Genomic DNA, 19,013 nt, shown 5'->3' with positions numbered 1-19,013 from the left:
TTCTTAACTTCTTTTTTTAGGATTAATCTCTAATATTCTTGCTTCAGATGGTCCTTGATTTTTGATTTTTTTTTTGATTTTTAGATAATCCCTTACCTGGTTTTTTTACAAATTTATAATCATATACAATATTTCTCTTCTCATCATGTACGTCTAATCTTTAACTTCCTTTTCTTCTTTTTTTATCAATGCTGCCTCCATACTTTTATTATTATCATACTTTGTTCCTAAGTGCTGTTCCTAAGCACCAAAAACCCTATACGCGCGCACATGTACATACACGCCATTTTTTCTTATTTTTTTATGATTATTAAATAACTAGAAATCCTTATAGGCACACTAGGAACACACCTCCTTCAAACACTGTTCTTTACTAACACCTAGGTTGTTCCTATGTTTGTACTTATGCCTGTTCCTATCTATCAAAGCACAATATTTCTATCAAATTTGCTGTTCCTAACTGTTCCTAACTGTTCCTAACTGTTCCTAAAATTTTAATTTTTATCATAGGTGTATATTATAGTATCATCTGTACAAAAATTTTTATCTTAGATGTATTCCTCTTGTAAAAATTATTGCATAGCAATTATAATCGCTATGCAATAATCAAATACAGAATTCTAATATTAAGTTTTATATTATATAAAATTTTCAACAAATGTTTATTTTTCTTTAATCGTTTCTTCTATAAAAACTGTTTATACTTCACATCTTTATCATCATATTAATTACTAAATCTCATCATTCTTAACAATTCCCATATTTACTCTATCACTAGAATTAATTGTTGTACTTCCTTCATACAACATCTCACCATCTTTCTCATCAAACACATAGAAATTATATGGTGTTTGATAATTTTTTTCATACTTATTTGTCTCAACATAGGTAGCTGATGCTACATATATTTTCCCATTATCTCTTCTTACTCTATCTCCAGATGTAAAATCTCCATTATAGTTTATATTTAATTTATATTTATATTTTAAATTTCTATCTTTTAGATTTACTAAAATACCTTCTACATTTTTACTTATCTCACTATTTATTTGATCTATTGATGGCATAGATAATAATAATATTTCATCATTTTCTATATCATAAGATGTTTCAATATAATCATCCTTCGTTTTTAAATCTATTAAATTTACTTCTTTTAGTTTTATATCTAATTCAAATAAATTCGTACTATAATCATCTGATTTATTTTTTTTCTTATTAACTATAAAATATCCTTTATTTCCATTACTAAATCCTGATTGTTTTATACTTAAATCTTTGCCTTCATAATCTTTACTAACTATACATTTAGAAGTTTTATTAGATAAATTTAATTTATATAGACTCACATTTGTAATTTTATAACGTGAATCTGATAATGTAGAATCATCTGCATACTCTTCATAAGATGAATCATCCGAAATATCACCGTAGGAGTACATAGTTGCTACATAAAGAATATCTCCTTCTTTTTTTACAGGCATTGATACATAATTATAATTTTCGTTAGTTTCTATACCTTCACCCATATCAATATTATAAGATTTTATTTTATTATTTTTCTTATCTTTTATTTCAATATAAGCCATCATTCTTTCTTTATTACTATCAGCTATCTGAGCTGTACCAACAGTTTCTTTATCTTCAAATACAATATTTTTATCATATTTAAATTGAAATAAATCACGATTATCTAAATTTTCTTTTGTTAAATTAAAAAGTGTATCTCTTTGTTTTACAAGTTTCTTCGTTGTAGTACTGTTTTTATTTATAAGAATCTCATCTGTTTCAAATACTCCTCCTGTTTTTTGTAGTAATATATTCATATCTCCTAAAGCAGCTCTTTTACCATGTACATCTTTTACTACTATATCTGTTTTATATATATTAGCTAGAGAAATACCAACTAGTATAGTTCCCACTACTGATATTATTAATATTATTTTTGATAATTTTATTTTCATGATATTTCCCTCCCTAATCACACATTTTATTTTTTAATAAATTATAAGATACAAATATTGAAACCAAAAATACTACTATGTAGAAAATTATATTATTTCTTAAAATATCATCAGAGTATTTATGATCTACTATTATTACAAAATATATAATGAATAAAGTAACCATAGATACAATTCCTATAAGACCACCGACTTTTTTTATTGATTTAGACATAAGGACTGCTGTAAATATAGATGTAACAGCAGCTATTGGTCCTATTATAAATATCATTAAAAATTCCATAGGGTAGATTGGCACTAACATTAAATCAGTAATTCCTACCATACCATTCATATTATTTATACTATTAATCATGTTTATTATAGGTATATTTGCATATTTACTAACTATAAAAGCTTCTATCCCCCATAACAAGTGTTGAACAAATATTATGCTATAAATCAAAGTAAGCATTGTTATTAATTTTGAAATAAATATGATAAATCTATTTTCCGGCAACATAAAAAATGTATATATTGTTTTTGATTTACTAGAAAAATCTCTTTGCCATATTAATACACAGTAAAATGCACATCCTATTAAAGCTAAAAACATCAGCAAATTTGATAAATAATATATAAAGTTAGGTAGCTGAAGTTCTAAAAACATATGCTTTCCTATATTAGTTTTTAATACTGATATTTGTTGTGCTACACCAGTTTCTGCTTTTATATCTTCGAGTACCCTATATATTCCTAAAATAAGAATTCCTATATTACCTAGTGTTATCAATGAAATTACAGCAAAAAATATCTTCTGCACTCTTCTAAACTCTATATCAAAAAGTGTTAATATCTTACTCCCCATTATATACCTCCCTCATTTTATCTAGTATTGATTTTCCTTCATTTTGTCTAACTTCTTCTGCATTAAATATCTGTTCAATTTTTCCGTTATTTAGAATTATTACATTATCTACTATTTGTTCTATTTCATCAATTTCATGAGTAGTTATTACAATACTTTCGTCATCTTCCATATATGTTAACATTGCTTTTATAAACTCTTCTCTTTTAAAAATATCTATGCCTGAAAATGGTTCATCAAGTAAAATATATTTAGCTCTCTGAGCAAATCCAATTATAATCTTTACTCTTGCCTTATTACCCTTAGACAGTTCACTTATTTTTTTATCATCAGTTAAAGAGAACATCTTAAGCATTTCATAAGCTCTTTCTTCATCCCAATTTTTATAAAATAACTTCATGAAATCAAAAGTTTCTTTTATATTAAGATGACTAAAATGAATATCTATATCTGGCACAAAAGCTAGTTTATTATAAGTTTGTTGATTAAATTTTTCCCCATCAATTAAAATTTCTCCACTATTTGGTTTTACTAATCCTGCTATAGCTTTTAGAATAGTAGATTTTCCAACACCGTTAACACCAAGTATGCAAGTGATGTTTCCTTCTTCTATATTAAAGGAAACATCATCTAAAGCTTTTACTTTCTTGTATTTCTTTTTCACATTTTTAACTTCAATCATTATTTTCCTCCCCTATATATTTCCCTTACTTATATATATTTCTTAGTAATAATATCCTTAACTTCTTCTATGGGTACATTAATTGCTTTCATTTGCTCTATAAAAACATCTGTCGCTTCACTTATTAAATCTTTTCTTATTTGTCGTATTAAATTATCATCTTCAGTAATTGTACTTTGATTATTTTTGATTGTATTGATTATCCCCATTTCTTCCATCTCCTTATAAGCTTTTTGAACTGTATTTGGATTTACATTTATATTAACTGCCATTTCTCTTCTAGAAGGTAGTCTCTCTCCCTTTTGTATTTCCCCAGTGACTATCTTCTGTTTTATATTTCTGATAATTTGGATATAAACTGGTTCTCTATCATTTACTGTAAATTTCAAGGTATTTCTCCTCTCTTAATTATTTTTTGCCCTGTGTATTAATAATATAATACACTTCATGTACAAGTGTATTATATTATTAATACACTAAAAAAGTCAATTATTTTTTCCATATAATAATAACTAAAATAGCTACCGTAAATTAATTTTATTTTCTTATACGATAGCTATTATATACATTTATCAAAAAAAGAGCTGTCTCACGACAGCTCTTTCTATATTAACTACATTTCATCTAATATTTCTCTTAATTCCTCTTCATCATAGTGATAAGCACTATTACAGAAGTGGCAGCTTATTTCAGCTTGCTTATCTTCTTCTATTATTTCAGTTAAAGTTTCTCTACCTAATGATATTAAAACTTTCTTTATTCTGTCTTTTGAACAGTTACAGTCAAATTTAACATCACATATATCTAGTATCTTTGGATCTAATCCTTCTAACACTAAATTTAATATGTCATCTAGAGTCATTCCTTCACTTAACATTGTAGTAACTGATTTTAACTTAGACACATTTTGTTCTAAAGTAGCTATAGTTTCTTCTGTTGCATCTGGCATTAATTGAACTATTAATCCTCCAGCTTGCTGAACTTCCGTTTCTGTTGTAAGAACACCTAAAGAAACTACTGATGGAGTTTGCTCAGATAATGCAAAGTAGTGAGTGAAGTCTTCTGCTATTTCTCCACTTACTAATGGATAAGAACCAACATAAGGCTCTCTAAGTCCTAAGTCTTTTATTACTTTAACATATCCCTTATTTCCTACTGCTCCAGCAACGTTTAATTTTCCATTTGGATAGTCCTGTACTTCCACACCGTTTAAGTCTGGGTATTGTACATAACCTTTAACATTTCCTTTTGCGTCAGCAGTTGTAAGTATAGTCCCTATAGGTCCTCCACCTTTTATGATTACACTTAACTCATCTTTATCATTTTTCATCATTAAGCCCATCATTGCTGTAGCTGTTAATGTTCTTCCAAGTGCTGCAGTTGCAACTTTTATTGTATTATGATTATCTCTAGCAGTTTGAACTAAGTTTTTAGTTACGCCAACGTAAGCTCTTACTTGTCCATTTGTGCTAGTTGCTTTTATAACGTAATCCTTCATTATTTTCCCTCCATTTATGCTTATTTTTTACAAACAAAAAATACTCTTTCGCTGTCTTCTTTTGGAGCTTCTAATTTAAAATCTCCATAAGTTTTTATATACTCAAATCCTGCATTTTTTAGTAAATGGATTATTTCATCATTTTTATAGGCTCTTTGTAAGTGGTTTTCTTCAAATTTATCGAATCTACCATCTTCTCCTTTAACAAAGAATGCAAGATCCATTTCTACTAAGTTTTCGTAATCATCAAAGTAGTTTTGCCACATGTAAGCTATATCTTCTCTATTTTCACCATACATGTTGTTTCCTAGGACTTTTGATAATTTGTAATAAGAACTTATATCAAATATGAAAATTCCATTTTCTTTTAGTAACTCATGACATTTAGAAAATACACCTTCTAAATCTTCATCATAAGTTATGTAGTTAAATCCATCGCATCCACAAAGGATACAGTCTAAGTTAGTAACATCAAAATCAAGCTCTACGATGTCTTGTTCTAACAATACTAACTCAACATTTTCTCTTTCTCCTTTTTCTCTGGCAACTTGTAGCATTTCTTCTGAAATATCTATTCCTGCGATATCATAATTTTTCTTAGTAAGTGGTATAGTTAAATTTCCTGTACCACAAGCTAATTCTAATATATTTTGTACTTCAACATTTTCACTTTTTATTATATCTTGAATGTATTTGACCCAATTGTCATAATCAACTTCACTCATAAGTTCATCATAAACAAAGGCAAAATCACTATACTGATTCATCCTTTTTATCCTCTTCTTCAGCTTTCTTTTTTAATTGTTTTTTTCGTGATGTGAGGATTCCACCGATTCTTCCCGCTTCCTTAGCAGTAAGACCTGCCCATCCTTTTTCATCAACTTTATCAAGCAGACCTAATTCTTCTGCTATCTCATATTTCATTATATCATCTTGTGTCAATGGTTTTACTTTTTTTTCATTTTTCTTTCTTTGCTTTTCACATTTATAAATGAATTCTTCAGTTAATTTATTTTTATCCATAAAAAACACCCCTTCTTTTTTTGTAGTTTTGTCATCTAGACAAAAATTTATACAAAAAACTAAGGGGGTATGTTCTACTGATAAATATAAATCATACTGCAAGGCTAACTTTTTATATAAGTGCCTATACAAAAACTAATAAAAATATTCTATTTAGAAAGTGAATCCTTATACTTTAATAATGCTTTATATATGTTTAAACCACTCATTAATATATCCTCATTAAAATCAAAATTCAAATTATGAAGTCCATTTATAAAGCCTTTTTCTTCATTTCTAGCACCTAACATAAAGAATAAGCCTGGTACTTCCCTTTGATAATAAGAAAAGTCTTCCGAAATCATAAGTGGATCTGTTTCTATTATCATGTCCTTTCCAATAGCATTAACAAATTCATCATACAGCTTTTTATCATTATTAACTGCTAAATATCCATGTATAATTTCAATATTTATTTTACAACCATAGGATATTTCAAACCCCTTAGCAAATTCTCTTATTCTATTTATCATAGTATCATAAACATAAGGATTAAAACATCTGACAGTTCCTTCTAATCTCACTTCTTCAGCAATAATATTTCTGATACTTCCTCCAGTTATTTTACCTATAGTTATAACAGCTCCTTCTATAGGATTAATATTTCTAGATATTATACTTTGTAAACTTGTAATAAATTCTGATGCTATTAAAACTGCATCTTTTGTATTTTGTGGTATGGCACCATGACCACCCCTGCCAATTATATCTATATTTATTTCTCCATTTTGAGCCATTAAATATCCTGGTCTACAAGCCACATACCCTTCTTGGAAATCCGGATGTATATGAAGTCCATAAACTTCATCCACTTTGTATTTTTTGAATACACCAGCATCCATAAGCCTTTCAGCTCCACCAGTATCTTCTTCTGCTGGTTGGAATACAAATACTATATTATCATTTAACTTTTCTCTATTATCCACTATATATTCTATTAGACCAAGAAGTATACTCATGTGTCCATCATGTCCACATAAATGTTCAACTCCTTTAGGACTAGGTAGTGCATCTATATCTGCTCTGAAGGCAATTGTTTTTTGGGGATTTTTCCCTTTTATAATTCCCACTGTTGCTGTTTCAAAATATATTTCATATTCCACGCCTAGTTTTTCTAAGTAGTCTCTAATATATTTTGCTGTATTAAATTCCACGTGAGAAAGTTCTGCTAGATTATGCAAGTTACGTCTATGTTTTTTTACTCTGTCCTCCAAATATATTGTTTCCATAAAAAATCCCCCTTGTCTGTAAATTAGATTGTACCATATGGTTTGAATCGTCTTAATTCTTCAATCATGTTTGCTATTATATTTTTTATTTATAGTAACTTCTTATAATTAATAGTATCATCTCTATTATAAACTTATAACATTTTTTTATAAAAAAAGAAACAGGAATTACCCTGTTTCTTTTATCTATTTTTAATATAAATATTTTATTATTTAAAAACTAGCAAGTGAAGAATAATTTAGCTATTCCACCTTTTGAAGTTTCTCTGTATTTATCCATCATATCTCTACCAGTTTCGTCCATTATTTTAACGATTTGGTCGAAAGTAACTTGATGCTCTCCATCAGTTAATAATGAATAGTTAGCAGCGTCTAAAGCTCTTTGAGCACCCATTGCATTTCTTTCTATACATGGTATTTGAACATATCCGTAAGCTGGGTCACAAGTCATTCCTAAGTGATGCTCTAAACCGATTTCTGCAGCGTATTCTATTTGTCTTAATGATCCACCTTTTAAGAATGCTATTGCAGCAGCAGCCATTGCACAAGCAACACCTACTTCACCTTGACATCCAACTTCAGCACCTGAAACAGATCCGTTTCTCTTAACAAGAACACCTACTAAACCTGCTACAGCTAAAGCGTCTAATATCATTTCATCATCATATCCATAGAACTCTTGCATTGCGAAGAATATTCCTGGTATAACACCTGCAGAACCACATGTTGGAGCAGTTACTATAACATATCCTGATGCATTTTGCTCTGAAGCAGCTAAAGCATAAGCATATACTAATGTATTTAATTGCTTGTTAGCAAGATATTGCTTGTAGAAGTATCCTGCTTTTCTTTCTAAGTTTAATTTACCTGGTATAACTTCTGTAGCTTTTAATCCATCAACTACTGCTTTTTTCATTGCATCTTTAATAGTTACTAAGTAATCCATTATATCAGCATCATCGTAAGTTTTTATATAATCTACGAAGTTTTTGTTGTTTTCTTTACACCAAGTTATTATATCTTCCATTGTTGAATGAGGATAAGTGTCGTTTCCTCCAGCATTTCTCATTCCTTCTTCAGCTATTGTTCCTCCACCAACAGAGTAGATAGTCCAATCTCCTATTACGTTTCCATCTGCATCTATAGCTTCTAACATCATTCCATTTGGATGATATGGTTTTACTACGTCTTCTCTCCAAAGTATTTCAACTTCCTTTGGCTCAAGCGTTTTCTTGATTATATAATCAGTTAAATGCCCTTCTCCTGTTGCAGCTAAACTTCCATATAAATGAGCTTTGTAGCTAGCAGCATCTGGGTATTTATTTTTGAATTGTTCTGCGGCTCTTTGAGGACCCATTGTATGTGAGCTGGAAGGTCCATTACCTACTTTGTAAAGTTCTTTTAGTGATTCCATTTTATTCCTCCTCGGGATTCATATATTCTTTTAATTGAAATAAGAAAACATATTCCTAATTAGCATTATACATTTCTTCTAATAATAATTTAAGAATTATTTGCTTTTATAAAATGTTTTTATAAATATTTTAAATAACATATACAAATATTTTACCTAAAATACGACAAAAAATCTAGATGTTGTTTTAGGTAATTTATTACATTTTTATTACATTGTTATTGATTTTTTTAATTTTTTGTATTATCATTATTAATAATTTAAAAAACTATCTTAACCTAGGGTAGAGGTGCAGTAATTAAAAGTATTTGAAAGTAGTCGGCAGATGATGATATTCAAAGAAAGGAATTATTGCCGAAAAGATAATCTTTGCAAGGATTATTTTTGGGGTTATGCATAATATGTATAACACTGTCACTTATTTTTAAGTGGTGAGCTACAAGGTTTACTTTGACATGTCGTTTTAAACGTACAAAGTATACCTTTGTACGTTTTTTTATATATATAAATATAAAGCTCTCCCTTAAATTTTCTCTATGTTATTAATGTTAAATCTAAAATATATTACGGGGTGATTATAATGAAAAAAATTAATATTGCTTTAGTTGGTGCTACTGGTATGGTTGGAAGAACTTTTATAAAGGTTTTAGAAGAAAGAAATTTTCCAATAAATAATATCTATATGTTCTCTTCTGCAAAATCAGCAGGTACAACTGTAAAGTTTGCTGATAAAGATGTAGTCGTAGAAGAACTTAATGAAAATTCTTTTGATAGAGATATACAAATAGCTCTATTCTCTGCTGGTGGAGGAATAAGCCAAAAATATGCGCCAATAGCTGCTTCAAAAGGAGTAATCGTTGTTGATAACTCAAGCCAATGGAGAATGGATCCTGATGTTCCATTAGTTGTTCCAGAAGTTAATCCAGAGGCTGTAAAAAATCACAAGGGAATAATTGCAAACCCAAACTGCTCTACTATCCAAGCTATGGTCCCTCTTAAACCATTACATGATAAATACAATTTAAAAAGAGTTGTTTACTCAACTTACCAAGCCGTATCAGGTTCTGGAGTTAAAGGAGTTCAAGACTTGGAAGATGGAATTCAAGGAAAGCCAAACACTTTCTATCCTCATCCAATAGCATTTAACTGTCTTCCTCATATAGACGTTTTCGAAGAAAACGGATATACAAAGGAAGAAATGAAAATGGTTAATGAAACTATGAAAATCTTAGATGACTATAACATTAAAATTACTGCTACTACTGTAAGAGTTCCAGTAAGAGGCGCTCATAGTGAATCTATAAACTTAGAGTTTAATAAACCATTTGAGTTGGAAGATGTATTTACTGCTCTAAAAAATACTGAAGGTGTAGTTGTTGTTGATAATCCAGCAAATAACGAATATCCTCTAGCAGTTGATGCTGAAGGTCATGATGAAGTTTATGTTGGAAGAATAAGAAGAGACTTCAGTGTGGATAATGGTGTTAATATGTGGGTTGTTGCTGATAACATAAGAAAAGGTGCTGCTACTAACGCAGTTCAGATAGCTGAATTATTATTAAAATATGATTTAGTATAAAAATGAGCTTTAATAAATATTAATTAATAGAGGTTAAATTTAAGATAAAAAGGAGAGGTTTTTATGATTTTTAAAGGTTCTGCAGTTGCTTTAGTTACGCCATTTGATGAAAATGGAGAGGTTAATGTTGAAAAAATAAAAGAATTAGTAGATTTTCAAATTGAAAATGGTACTGATGCTATAGTTGCTTGTGGTACTACTGGGGAAGCTAGCACTATGAATGACGAAGAACATTTATTAGCAATCAAAACTGTTATTGATGCTGTTGACAAAAGAGTTCCTGTAATAGCTGGAACAGGTGGAAACGACACTGCTCACTCCATCTATATGAGTCAAGAAGCTGAAAAATTAGGTGCAGATGCTCTTTTAGTTATAACTCCTTATTATAATAAGGCTAATAAATCAGGGCTTAGAAAACACTTTGTATCTATTGCAAATAGTGTTAAACTACCTATAATTTTATACAATGTTCCTTCACGTACAAAGGTTAATATACCACCTGCTCTTGTTGCTGATTTAGCTAGAAATGTGGATAACATTGTAGCTCTTAAAGAGGCTTGTGGAGATTTAGCTCAAGTAGCTGAAGTTTGCAGATTAGTTCCAGATGACTTTGCTGTATATTCTGGTAATGATGATTCAATACTTCCTCTACTTTCTCTAGGAGGGTCTGGAGTCATATCAGTTCTAGCTAATATTTGTCCACAAGAAACTCATGATTTAGTAGCTAAATTTATGGAAGGTGATATAGAAGGGTCTAGAAAATTACAATTAGGTATGAAACCTTTAATAGATGCTTTATTTATAGAAGTAAATCCTGTACCAGTAAAAACTGCTGTTAATTTATTAGGATTTAATGTGGGAGATTTAAGACTTCCTCTAGCTGAAATGGAAGAACAAAATTTAGAAATTTTAAAAAGAGAATTAGTTAATTGGGGACTAAAAATATAGGAGGCAACATGTTAAAAGTAATTATAAATGGTTATAGTGGTAGTATGGGTAAAGTTTTAACTAAATGTGTTAATGAAGATAGTGAACTACAACTTGTTTGTGGTGTATCTAGAGATGAATTAGAAGTTCCCTTCAAAACTTACTATAAGATGAGTGATATAGAAGAAAATGCTGATGTTATTATCGATTTTTCTCATCACTCTGCTATATATGATGTTTTGGATTATGCAACAAAAACAAAACTTCCTTTAGTAATAGCAACTACAGGTTTTAATGATGAAGAATTAAGCGAAATAGAAAAAGCTTCGGCTATTATTCCTATTTTCCACTCTTCTAACATGTCTCTAGGCGTAAATGTTCTAGTAAGATTAGTTAAAGAAGCTGCTAAAGCTCTTAATGGATTTGATATAGAAATAATAGAAAAACACCATAATAAAAAACTAGATTCACCTAGTGGTACAGCTGTTATGATAGCTAATGGAATTAAAGAGGTTCTGCCAGAAAGTGAATGTATATATGGAAGATATGGTCGCTGCGAAAAGAGAAAACCTACTGAAGTTGGTATTCATGCCATAAGAGGTGGAACAATAGTAGGTGAACACACTACTATATTTGCTGGCCATGATGAAGTTGTAGAAATAAAACATACAGCTCAATCTAAGGATATTTTTGCACAAGGAGCTATTACTGCTGCAAAATTCTTAGTAAATAAAGAAGCTGGATATTACAATATGAACAATATGTTAGACTAAAACTAGACAAAATTTGGAGGAGAACAATGGTTAACTTAAATGATGCGTATGAAATAGCTAAATATATAAAAGATGCTGAAAAACAAACACCTGTAAAAGTTTATGTTTCAGGAGATATAAAAATAGAAAAAAACGACAAATATAAAGTATTTGGTCAAGAAGGTTCTTATATTTTAATTGGTGATTATAAAACTATAATGAAAGATGTGGAAAGTTTTAAATCTTCTGTGGAGGATATTCATATAGAATATGATAGAAGAAATTCAGCTATCCCTCTTTATAATTTCTTACATGCTGAGGCTAGAATTGAGCCAGGTGCATTAATAAGAGATATGGTTACAATAGAGAAAAATGCCGTAATTATGATGGGTGCTGTGATAAATATAGGTGCCATTGTGGGCGAAGGATCTATGGTAGATATGAATGCTGTAATAGGTGCTAGAGGAATGCTTGGTAGAAATGTACACCTTGGGGCTTGTTCTGTTGTTGCTGGTGTTCTTGAGCCACCTTCTGCTACTCCTGTTATAATCGAAGATGATGTATTAATAGGCGCAAATTCAGTTATTCTTGAAGGCGTTAGAGTTGGTAAAGGTTCTGTTGTTGCTGCAGGTTCTGTTGTTACAAAAGATGTTCCTCCAGGTGTTGTAGTAGCTGGCTCTCCTGCTAGAATAATTAAGAATAAAGATGAAAAAACTGCTGATAAAACAAAGGTTATGGAAGATCTAAGAAAATTAGATTAATCTAAAATAAAATTAATAAAAGGAATAAGCTGATTTTCAATCAACTTATTCCTTTTTATATCCAAATTAAATCACTTCAAATATAATCTTATCCTACAAAATTCATTAATATAGGTACTAGCATAACTGTTAAAACACCAGAAATACCTATAGACAGAGATGACATAGCACCTTCCACCTCTCCCATTTCTAGAGCCTTACTTGTACCCATAGCATGAGCTGCCGTACCTAAAGCTATTCCTTTTGATACAGGATGCGTTATCTTACCTATTTTTAATACTAAATCCCCTAATATATTTCCAAATATACCTGTTGCAATTATACAAACAACAGTTATAGATTCCACTCCACCTAGTGCGTTAACTAATGATATTCCCATTGGTGTTGTAATTGATTTTGGTAAAATAGAGTAAACTATCTCGTTATTTGTTAAAGTTAATTTTCCTATAATAGTTATTATTATAAAAGAAGTAACTACTCCTACTACAATTCCAATAAGAATTTCTTTTAAATGCTTTTTAAATAAATCAAACTGTCTGTAAAGTGGTACTGCTAAAACCACCGTAACAGGTCCTAACATAAAATTCATTATATCTGCACCTATTTTGAATTTTTCATAAGGTATATTTGTAATTTTTAAAAATAATATAATTAGTATTATGCATATTAATAAACCATTAAATATAGGTTTTTTTGCTTTTTTCTGTATAAATAAACCTATATTATAAAAAGCTAAAATTGTTACAAGTCCAAATAATTGTGTATTTAATATCTGCTCCATTTATTATCTCCTATCTCTCTACTATGCAAATCTTTCTTCGTCGGATTCTTCTATATCCACTTGCTTTTTATGAATCATAATATCTACCGTTTTGCCCGTTACAAACATAATAATCATAGTTGCAGCAGTTACGCTCAATAATAAAACAACCATATTCTCTCCTATTAAACCTAAAGAGTTTATAAGAGATACACCTGCTGGCACAAAAAATATAGCCATGTTATTAAGTAGAAAATCTGTTACTTCTCTTATGTTTTCTTCTTTTATTATTTTAAATTGAAGTAATAGAAATAAAATTATCATCCCTACTATTGTGCCAGGAATTTTAATAAAATTACTACATAGAGAGCTTATTAATTCTCCCCCTGCCCATATTCCTAATATTATTCCTAATTGATTAAATATTTTCATCCTACCACCCTCTTCTTTTGAATTTAATATAAAAATTATACAATATGATTTCATTTATATAAATGTATATATTCTATTTTTCATAATTTAACATCATATTTAATATCTTCGCTATACTTATATTATCATACTCAAAAGGAGTAATTATGAAAAAATCAGAAAAAATAAAATATGTCGTTAATAAACAACACCTTTTTATCTATTTTTATAAACCTTTAAATTTTATAAACCTTTAAAATATTCTATTCCCATAGCTTCTCTTACTTCTTTTAGAGTCTTCGCTGCTACTTCTCTAGCATTTTCGCTACCTTTTCTTAATACTTCATATAAATATGCTTTATCTTTTTCTAATTCTGCTCTTCTTGCTCTTATTGGCGCTAATTCAGCTTGAAGTACTTCGTTTAAGTATCTTTTTACTTTAACATCTCCAAGACCACCTTTTCTGTAGTGTGCTTTTAAATCTTCTAAGTACACTTTGTCTGTACAGAAAGCATCTAAATAAGTAAAAACTGTATTATTTTCAACACATCCTGGGTCTTCAACTTTTATATGGTTAGGGTCTGTGAACATGCTCATAACTTTCTTTTTAACTGTTTCTTCGTCATCACTTAAGTATATGGCATTTCCTAATGATTTACTCATTTTAGCCTTACCATCTATTCCTGGCATTCTTCCTTCTATTCCTTCTGGATACATTCCTTCTGGTTCAACTAATACTTCTCCATATGTGCTGTTAAAGCTTCTTACAATCTCTCTAGTTTGCTCTATCATTGGCTTTTGATCGTTACCTACTGGAACTAAATCAGCTTTGAAAGCAGTTATATCAGCTACCTGACTTACTGGATAAACGAAGAACCCTGCTGGTATTCCTTCTCCAAATCCTTTTTGCTTGATTTCATCCTTAACTGTAGGGTTTCTGCTAAGTCTAGCTACTGTAACTAAATTTAAGTAATATACTGTAAGTTCTGCTAACTCTGGTATTTGTGATTGTATAAATATATTAGTCTTCTCTGGATCTAATCCTACTGCTAAGTAGTCTAGCGTAACTTCCATTAAACTATTTATTATTTTTTCTGGATTTTTTGCATTATCTGTTAAAGCTTGTTGATCAGCTATCATAACGAACATATCGTATAGTCCTGAATTTTGTAATGCTACTCTGTTTTTTAATGAACCTGTATAATGACCTAAATGAAGTTTTCCTGTAGGTCTATCTCCTGTTAATATTACTTTTTTACTCATTTCTTCATCTCCTTATGATATTTGTAGTTTTCAGTATCTTTACAATTAAAAAAACTCCGCCCTAAAATTATAGGACGGAGTGTTATATCCGCGTTGCCACCTAATTTGTGTACTATAAAAATACACCTCTTAATTCTTGGTACTATCATACCTTAATTGCTGTAACGTGCAATTCACGGTAAAGTCTACTCTCAAATGATTTCAATTTACTCCTAAAAGGTCCATTCATTAAATCTTTCTTGTTGAGATTCCACCATCCTCAACTCTCTATATTGAATCTTAATTTAACTACTCTTCCTTATCATGGGATTTATTGTATGATTTTCTATATTAATATTATTATCTTTTAATTTAAATGTCAATAAATTACTTATTATATATTATTAGTGAATTTATTTATTGTTATACTATTTTTAATAAATTTTTATAAAATTAAAAATATCTGGAAAAACTTTACTTTCATTGCCAAAATAAATTTGAAATAATGATTTCTAGGTTTGATTTATAAATAAAAAACTCTGTCCTAAAACACTATGACGGAGTTTTTATCCGTTTAAGCAATAACTATTCTTTTATCAACAAAATTTCAAATTTATATTTACTTAAATCACTCATTCCTACTGATATTTCATATTCTCCATCTTTGTGTGCCTTTTCAGTAGTAAATATCTTCTCATTTGTATTATCCACGCTTTTTGAATATATGCATTTTTTAGTTGATAAGTCCTTAAGTGTTATTACAATTGGAATAGAAAGATTTTTATTATTTTCCATCTCCATTTTAATTTTTAATGATTCTCCCTTCTTAAGTTTTACCTTAAAAGTCTTATCCACATCATAAGGTCTATCTTCTTCTATTACTCTTTTACTTTCAAAACTTATACCATTCTCATCCTTATCTTTATCTAACTTTGCATATAATAAAATATTTTCTTTTTCACTTTTTTCTGTGTAATTTTCTGAATAAAAGTTTATTTCTTTATTTTTAAATACCAAATTAAATAACTCAGTACTACTTTCTATTAATGCTTCTTCTTTAGGGTTTCCTGATTTATCATTTGAATCTTTATTTAAGCTAGTCGAAATATTTGTGTCTAATCTAAAAGGCGATTTTTCATCAAGTTCATTTTCATTTGTTGCAGATAATGTCAAATTATAATTAGAGTTTTGTCCAAAATATATGTTTAATTTTATATATATAACTTTCATTCCATCTGTTTCAACATCTATATATGCACCTTCACCAAAATCTGAGACAAATAAATATTTATAATTCTCCTCACTATGATATTCATCTTCATCTTCCATTATTTCATAATCCATCTTTAAAATATTACTTAAATCTTCTATTGTCATATCTTTTTTGTTATATAAATTATTTACTACCTTAAAATAATTTTCAACAATTTCATTTAAGTCTTTATATAAATTTAGATTATTTATTATTTCTTTTTGTTTTTCTATATTATCACCTGAAATCAAAGTACTAGAACCAAGTTCATCGCGTATAGTATTTATAGTAGTATTATTTTCTTTTTGTGAATATAAAATATCTGATACCTTTTTACTTTCTTCATTAAAAGTTATACTTATAAAACTGCCATTGTCATCCTTAAATTTATTATCTGAATAATCATTAATCCCCAATTCCTCATATTCTAATTTTTCTTCTTTTGAATACTCTTGAAGTTTATACTCATATTCAAATTCTTTTAAGTCTTTTTTAACCTTCTCCATAGAAATCTGTTTAAAGGATTTACTTGTTAATTCTCCATAATAGTCCTTTAGATTATCATTTCTATTTGATGTACATCCTGTTATAGATATTATGATTAATATTCCCACAATTATAATTTTTTTCATTTATTATTCCCCTCATTTTTTTCCATATTATTACAATAATATTATCATATTATCTAAACAGAATATATATTTTAAAAACTTTAAAATAAAATTGGGGTATTATATTTATATAATTAAATGTATTAAGGAAGTGATTAAGATAGAAATATATACACTAGGTCATTCTAATTATTCTTTTGATAAATTTATCGAAATATTAAAGAAATACAATATAGATTGTGTTGTTGATATAAGAGCCATTCCCTACTCCAAGTATAATACTCAATACAATAAAGAACTTTTTCAATGTAATTTAAAAAAGTTAGGATACACCTATATTTATATGGCTGATGAATTTGGAGCTAAAAGGAAAACTAGAGAAAGTTATAACTCAGAAGGCTATGCTGATTTTAACAAAGTGATTTTAGAAGATAGTTTTAAACATGGTATTGAACGTTTAAAAATTGGATGTCATAAAGGTTATAGAATAGTTTTATTAGGTGCTATGCAGGAACCTATTAGATGCCCTCGTGCTATACTAGTTGGAAGAGAGTTAGTAAAAGAAGGTTTTAATGTAAGGTATATAATGCATGAAGGCGATTTAAAAACACAGATGGACTTGGAAGAACTTTTACTAGAAAAATACTTTCACCAAAGAAATCAAATTACCATTGATACTTTATTGGGTAATGGCCTTAGCAGGGAAGATATGCTTAAAGAAAGTTATAAATTAGCTAATAAAGAAATAGGATATAGAATTGAAAAGCCCGATACTAATTAATTGACTTAATAAATTGAATTGTACTAACATTATATTAAAATAAAAAATATATTGGGGTGATTTTATGGTTGCTAAGAACAATATAGACTCATCAAATAATATTAACATTAGAAACTACAAATCAGAAGATGTTGATTATATTATAAAAATACATAAAAAACTTTATAGCCGTGAATATAAATTCTCATCAGTTTTCTCTGAATATGTAGAAAAATACGTAAAATTATTTGATCAATCTCATAATGAAAATAAAGAAAATATATGGATTGCTGAAATTGATTCTAAACCAGTTGGAGTAATAGCCATAGTTGAAGATGAAAGTAAATCTGCTCAAGTTAGATGGTTCTTAATAGAACCTGATATGCGAGGTAAAGGTCTTGGTCATAAACTTGTTAAAACAGCACTAGATTTTTGCAAAGAAAAAAACTACACTCATGTTTTTCTTTGGACTGCTGATATATTAAAAGCTGCCCGTCATATTTATAAAAGTCATGGTTTTAATTTGACTGAATCTCTCGATAATACTACCTGGACAGATAAACTAGTAAAAGAAGAACGTTGGGATTTAAGTTTATAATTTAATTTGCTTAAAATAAAAAAGGTGCCATATTATAAGTTTGGCACCTCTTAATGTTATTATCTATCTTGATCTGTTACTGCAAATACATATGGTATATTTCTATAATAATCACCATAGTTTAATCCGTAACCTACAACAAATTTATCTTCTATTGTAAATCCACAGTAATCAGGTACTAAGTCTACTTCTCTTCTACTTGGTTTATCTAATAATACACAGCATTTTATACTTGCTGGATTTTTAGATCCTAAGTGATTCATTACATGAGCCATAGTATGAGCTGAATCTGTTATATCATCAACAACTAATACATCATATCCCTCTAAATCAGACTTTATGTCATTAACTATTTGAACTCTTCCACTAGAAGCAGTTCCATGTCCATAACTTGAAGTTGTCATAAATTCTATTCTTACTGGTACATCTAAAGCTCTAACTAAATCAGAGCAGAAAATGAAGCTACCTTTTAATAGAGATACGACCATTAATTTCTTACCTTGGTAATCTTTTGAAAGCTCTTCCCCTAATTCTTTTATTCTATCTTTTAATTGTTCTTCCGAGCATAGAACTTCCCATACTTTTTTATCAATATCCATTGATTAACCTCCTAAATAAATGATGATATTTCCATTTTATAAAAGATTAACTTCTTTTGCAAGAT

General features: G+C 28.8%; 20 protein-coding genes, 1 riboswitch and 1 other annotated feature. Of the genes, 6 read left to right on the top strand and 14 right to left on the bottom strand.

The window, feature by feature from the left end; all coding sequences use genetic code 11:
* Positions 1-731: 731 nt before the first annotated feature.
* The 9 genes from TVTCOM_RS02130 to TVTCOM_RS02090 all read right to left on the bottom strand — a co-directional run bounded on the left by TVTCOM_RS02130 (position 732) and on the right by TVTCOM_RS02090 (position 8,696).
* Entirely contained in the window at positions 732-1,964 is a 1,233-nt protein-coding gene (locus TVTCOM_RS02130; RefSeq protein ID WP_434798206.1) for a hypothetical protein, read from the bottom strand.
* A 13-nt stretch (positions 1,965-1,977) separates the two neighbouring features.
* Positions 1,978-2,811, bottom strand: a complete 834-nt coding sequence (locus TVTCOM_RS02125) for a hypothetical protein (protein ID WP_434798205.1) — start codon at positions 2,809-2,811, stop codon at positions 1,978-1,980.
* A complete protein-coding gene (locus TVTCOM_RS02120) occupies positions 2,801-3,493 on the bottom strand; it encodes an ABC transporter ATP-binding protein (RefSeq protein ID WP_434798204.1) in 693 nt (230 codons plus the stop codon). Before TVTCOM_RS02120 ends, TVTCOM_RS02125 begins: the two co-directional genes overlap by 11 nt.
* A gap of 29 nt (positions 3,494-3,522) precedes the next feature.
* Positions 3,523-3,882 carry a GntR family transcriptional regulator gene (locus tag TVTCOM_RS02115; protein ID WP_434798203.1) on the bottom strand — a complete coding sequence of 120 codons (360 nt, stop codon included), beginning with the start codon at positions 3,880-3,882 and terminating at the stop codon, positions 3,523-3,525.
* Between the two features lie 224 nt (positions 3,883-4,106).
* Entirely contained in the window at positions 4,107-4,991 is an 885-nt protein-coding gene (gene hslO, locus TVTCOM_RS02110; protein ID WP_434798202.1) for an Hsp33 family molecular chaperone HslO, read from the bottom strand.
* 20 nt (positions 4,992-5,011) lie between these two features.
* Positions 5,012-5,758, bottom strand: a complete 747-nt coding sequence (locus TVTCOM_RS02105; RefSeq protein WP_434798201.1) for a class I SAM-dependent DNA methyltransferase — start codon at positions 5,756-5,758, stop codon at positions 5,012-5,014.
* Positions 5,745-6,014 carry a small, acid-soluble spore protein, alpha/beta type gene (locus TVTCOM_RS02100; protein ID WP_434798200.1) on the bottom strand — a complete coding sequence of 90 codons (270 nt, stop codon included), beginning with the start codon at positions 6,012-6,014 and terminating at the stop codon, positions 5,745-5,747. Before TVTCOM_RS02100 ends, TVTCOM_RS02105 begins: the two co-directional genes overlap by 14 nt.
* Positions 6,015-6,163: 149 nt before the next feature.
* The gene (locus TVTCOM_RS02095; protein ID WP_434798199.1) at positions 6,164-7,282 is read right to left on the bottom strand and encodes an amidohydrolase; all 1,119 of its coding nucleotides are present in this window, start codon (positions 7,280-7,282) and stop codon (positions 6,164-6,166) included.
* Positions 7,283-7,502: 220 nt separating this feature from the next.
* Positions 7,503-8,696 (bottom strand): L-serine ammonia-lyase, iron-sulfur-dependent, subunit alpha, encoded by a 1,194-nt coding sequence (locus TVTCOM_RS02090; protein WP_434798198.1) that lies wholly within the window; start codon positions 8,694-8,696, stop codon positions 7,503-7,505.
* Between the two features lie 276 nt (positions 8,697-8,972).
* Positions 8,973-9,143: riboswitch (Lysine riboswitch) on the top strand.
* Between the two features lie 133 nt (positions 9,144-9,276).
* Here TVTCOM_RS02090 and TVTCOM_RS02085 point away from each other — a divergent pair.
* From TVTCOM_RS02085 to dapD, 4 genes are all read left to right on the top strand, one after another.
* Complete coding sequence (locus TVTCOM_RS02085) at positions 9,277-10,275, top strand: aspartate-semialdehyde dehydrogenase (protein ID WP_434798197.1); 999 nt, start codon at positions 9,277-9,279, stop codon at positions 10,273-10,275.
* A gap of 63 nt (positions 10,276-10,338) precedes the next feature.
* Positions 10,339-11,223 carry a 4-hydroxy-tetrahydrodipicolinate synthase gene (gene dapA, locus TVTCOM_RS02080; RefSeq protein ID WP_434798196.1) on the top strand — a complete coding sequence of 295 codons (885 nt, stop codon included), beginning with the start codon at positions 10,339-10,341 and terminating at the stop codon, positions 11,221-11,223.
* 8 nt (positions 11,224-11,231) lie between these two features.
* Positions 11,232-11,975 carry a 4-hydroxy-tetrahydrodipicolinate reductase gene (dapB, locus tag TVTCOM_RS02075; RefSeq protein WP_434798195.1) on the top strand — a complete coding sequence of 248 codons (744 nt, stop codon included), beginning with the start codon at positions 11,232-11,234 and terminating at the stop codon, positions 11,973-11,975.
* A gap of 26 nt (positions 11,976-12,001) precedes the next feature.
* A complete protein-coding gene (gene dapD, locus TVTCOM_RS02070) occupies positions 12,002-12,715 on the top strand; it encodes a 2,3,4,5-tetrahydropyridine-2,6-dicarboxylate N-acetyltransferase (protein WP_434798194.1) in 714 nt (237 codons plus the stop codon).
* Between the two features lie 88 nt (positions 12,716-12,803).
* Here dapD and TVTCOM_RS02065 read toward each other — a convergent pair whose 3' ends face one another.
* The 4 genes from TVTCOM_RS02065 to TVTCOM_RS02050 form a co-directional block, all read right to left on the bottom strand.
* Positions 12,804-13,496, bottom strand: coding sequence for an LrgB family protein (locus TVTCOM_RS02065; protein ID WP_343338256.1), 693 nt, complete (start codon positions 13,494-13,496; stop codon positions 12,804-12,806).
* A 21-nt stretch (positions 13,497-13,517) separates the two neighbouring features.
* The gene (locus tag TVTCOM_RS02060) at positions 13,518-13,961 is read right to left on the bottom strand and encodes a CidA/LrgA family protein (protein WP_434798193.1); all 444 of its coding nucleotides are present in this window, start codon (positions 13,959-13,961) and stop codon (positions 13,518-13,520) included.
* A gap of 168 nt (positions 13,962-14,129) precedes the next feature.
* On the bottom strand, positions 14,130-15,149 hold the full coding sequence (trpS, locus tag TVTCOM_RS02055; RefSeq protein ID WP_434798192.1) for a tryptophan--tRNA ligase: 1,020 nt from the start codon (positions 15,147-15,149) through the stop codon (positions 14,130-14,132).
* 67 nt (positions 15,150-15,216) lie between these two features.
* Positions 15,217-15,463, bottom strand: a binding site (T-box leader).
* A gap of 250 nt (positions 15,464-15,713) precedes the next feature.
* Positions 15,714-17,012, bottom strand: coding sequence for a hypothetical protein (locus TVTCOM_RS02050; RefSeq protein ID WP_434798191.1), 1,299 nt, complete (start codon positions 17,010-17,012; stop codon positions 15,714-15,716).
* Between the two features lie 130 nt (positions 17,013-17,142).
* On the opposite strand from TVTCOM_RS02050, the gene TVTCOM_RS02045 reads away from it, so the two are divergent.
* Both TVTCOM_RS02045 and TVTCOM_RS02040 read left to right on the top strand, forming a co-directional pair.
* A complete protein-coding gene (locus TVTCOM_RS02045) occupies positions 17,143-17,772 on the top strand; it encodes a DUF488 domain-containing protein (RefSeq protein ID WP_434798190.1) in 630 nt (209 codons plus the stop codon).
* Positions 17,773-17,836: 64 nt separating this feature from the next.
* Positions 17,837-18,349, top strand: coding sequence for a GNAT family N-acetyltransferase (locus TVTCOM_RS02040; RefSeq protein ID WP_434798189.1), 513 nt, complete (start codon positions 17,837-17,839; stop codon positions 18,347-18,349).
* Between the two features lie 59 nt (positions 18,350-18,408).
* Here TVTCOM_RS02040 and hpt read toward each other — a convergent pair whose 3' ends face one another.
* Positions 18,409-18,948 (bottom strand): hypoxanthine phosphoribosyltransferase, encoded by a 540-nt coding sequence (hpt, locus tag TVTCOM_RS02035; RefSeq protein ID WP_434798188.1) that lies wholly within the window; start codon positions 18,946-18,948, stop codon positions 18,409-18,411.
* Between the last annotated feature and the right edge of the window lie 65 nt (positions 18,949-19,013).

It is taken from the genome of Terrisporobacter vanillatitrophus (genome assembly GCF_051148895.1).
GTDB lineage: Bacteria > Bacillota > Clostridia > Peptostreptococcales > Peptostreptococcaceae > Terrisporobacter > Terrisporobacter vanillatitrophus.
Note: the sequence above shows the minus strand (reverse complement) of the source record. Positions and strands in the feature narration are given on the sequence as shown.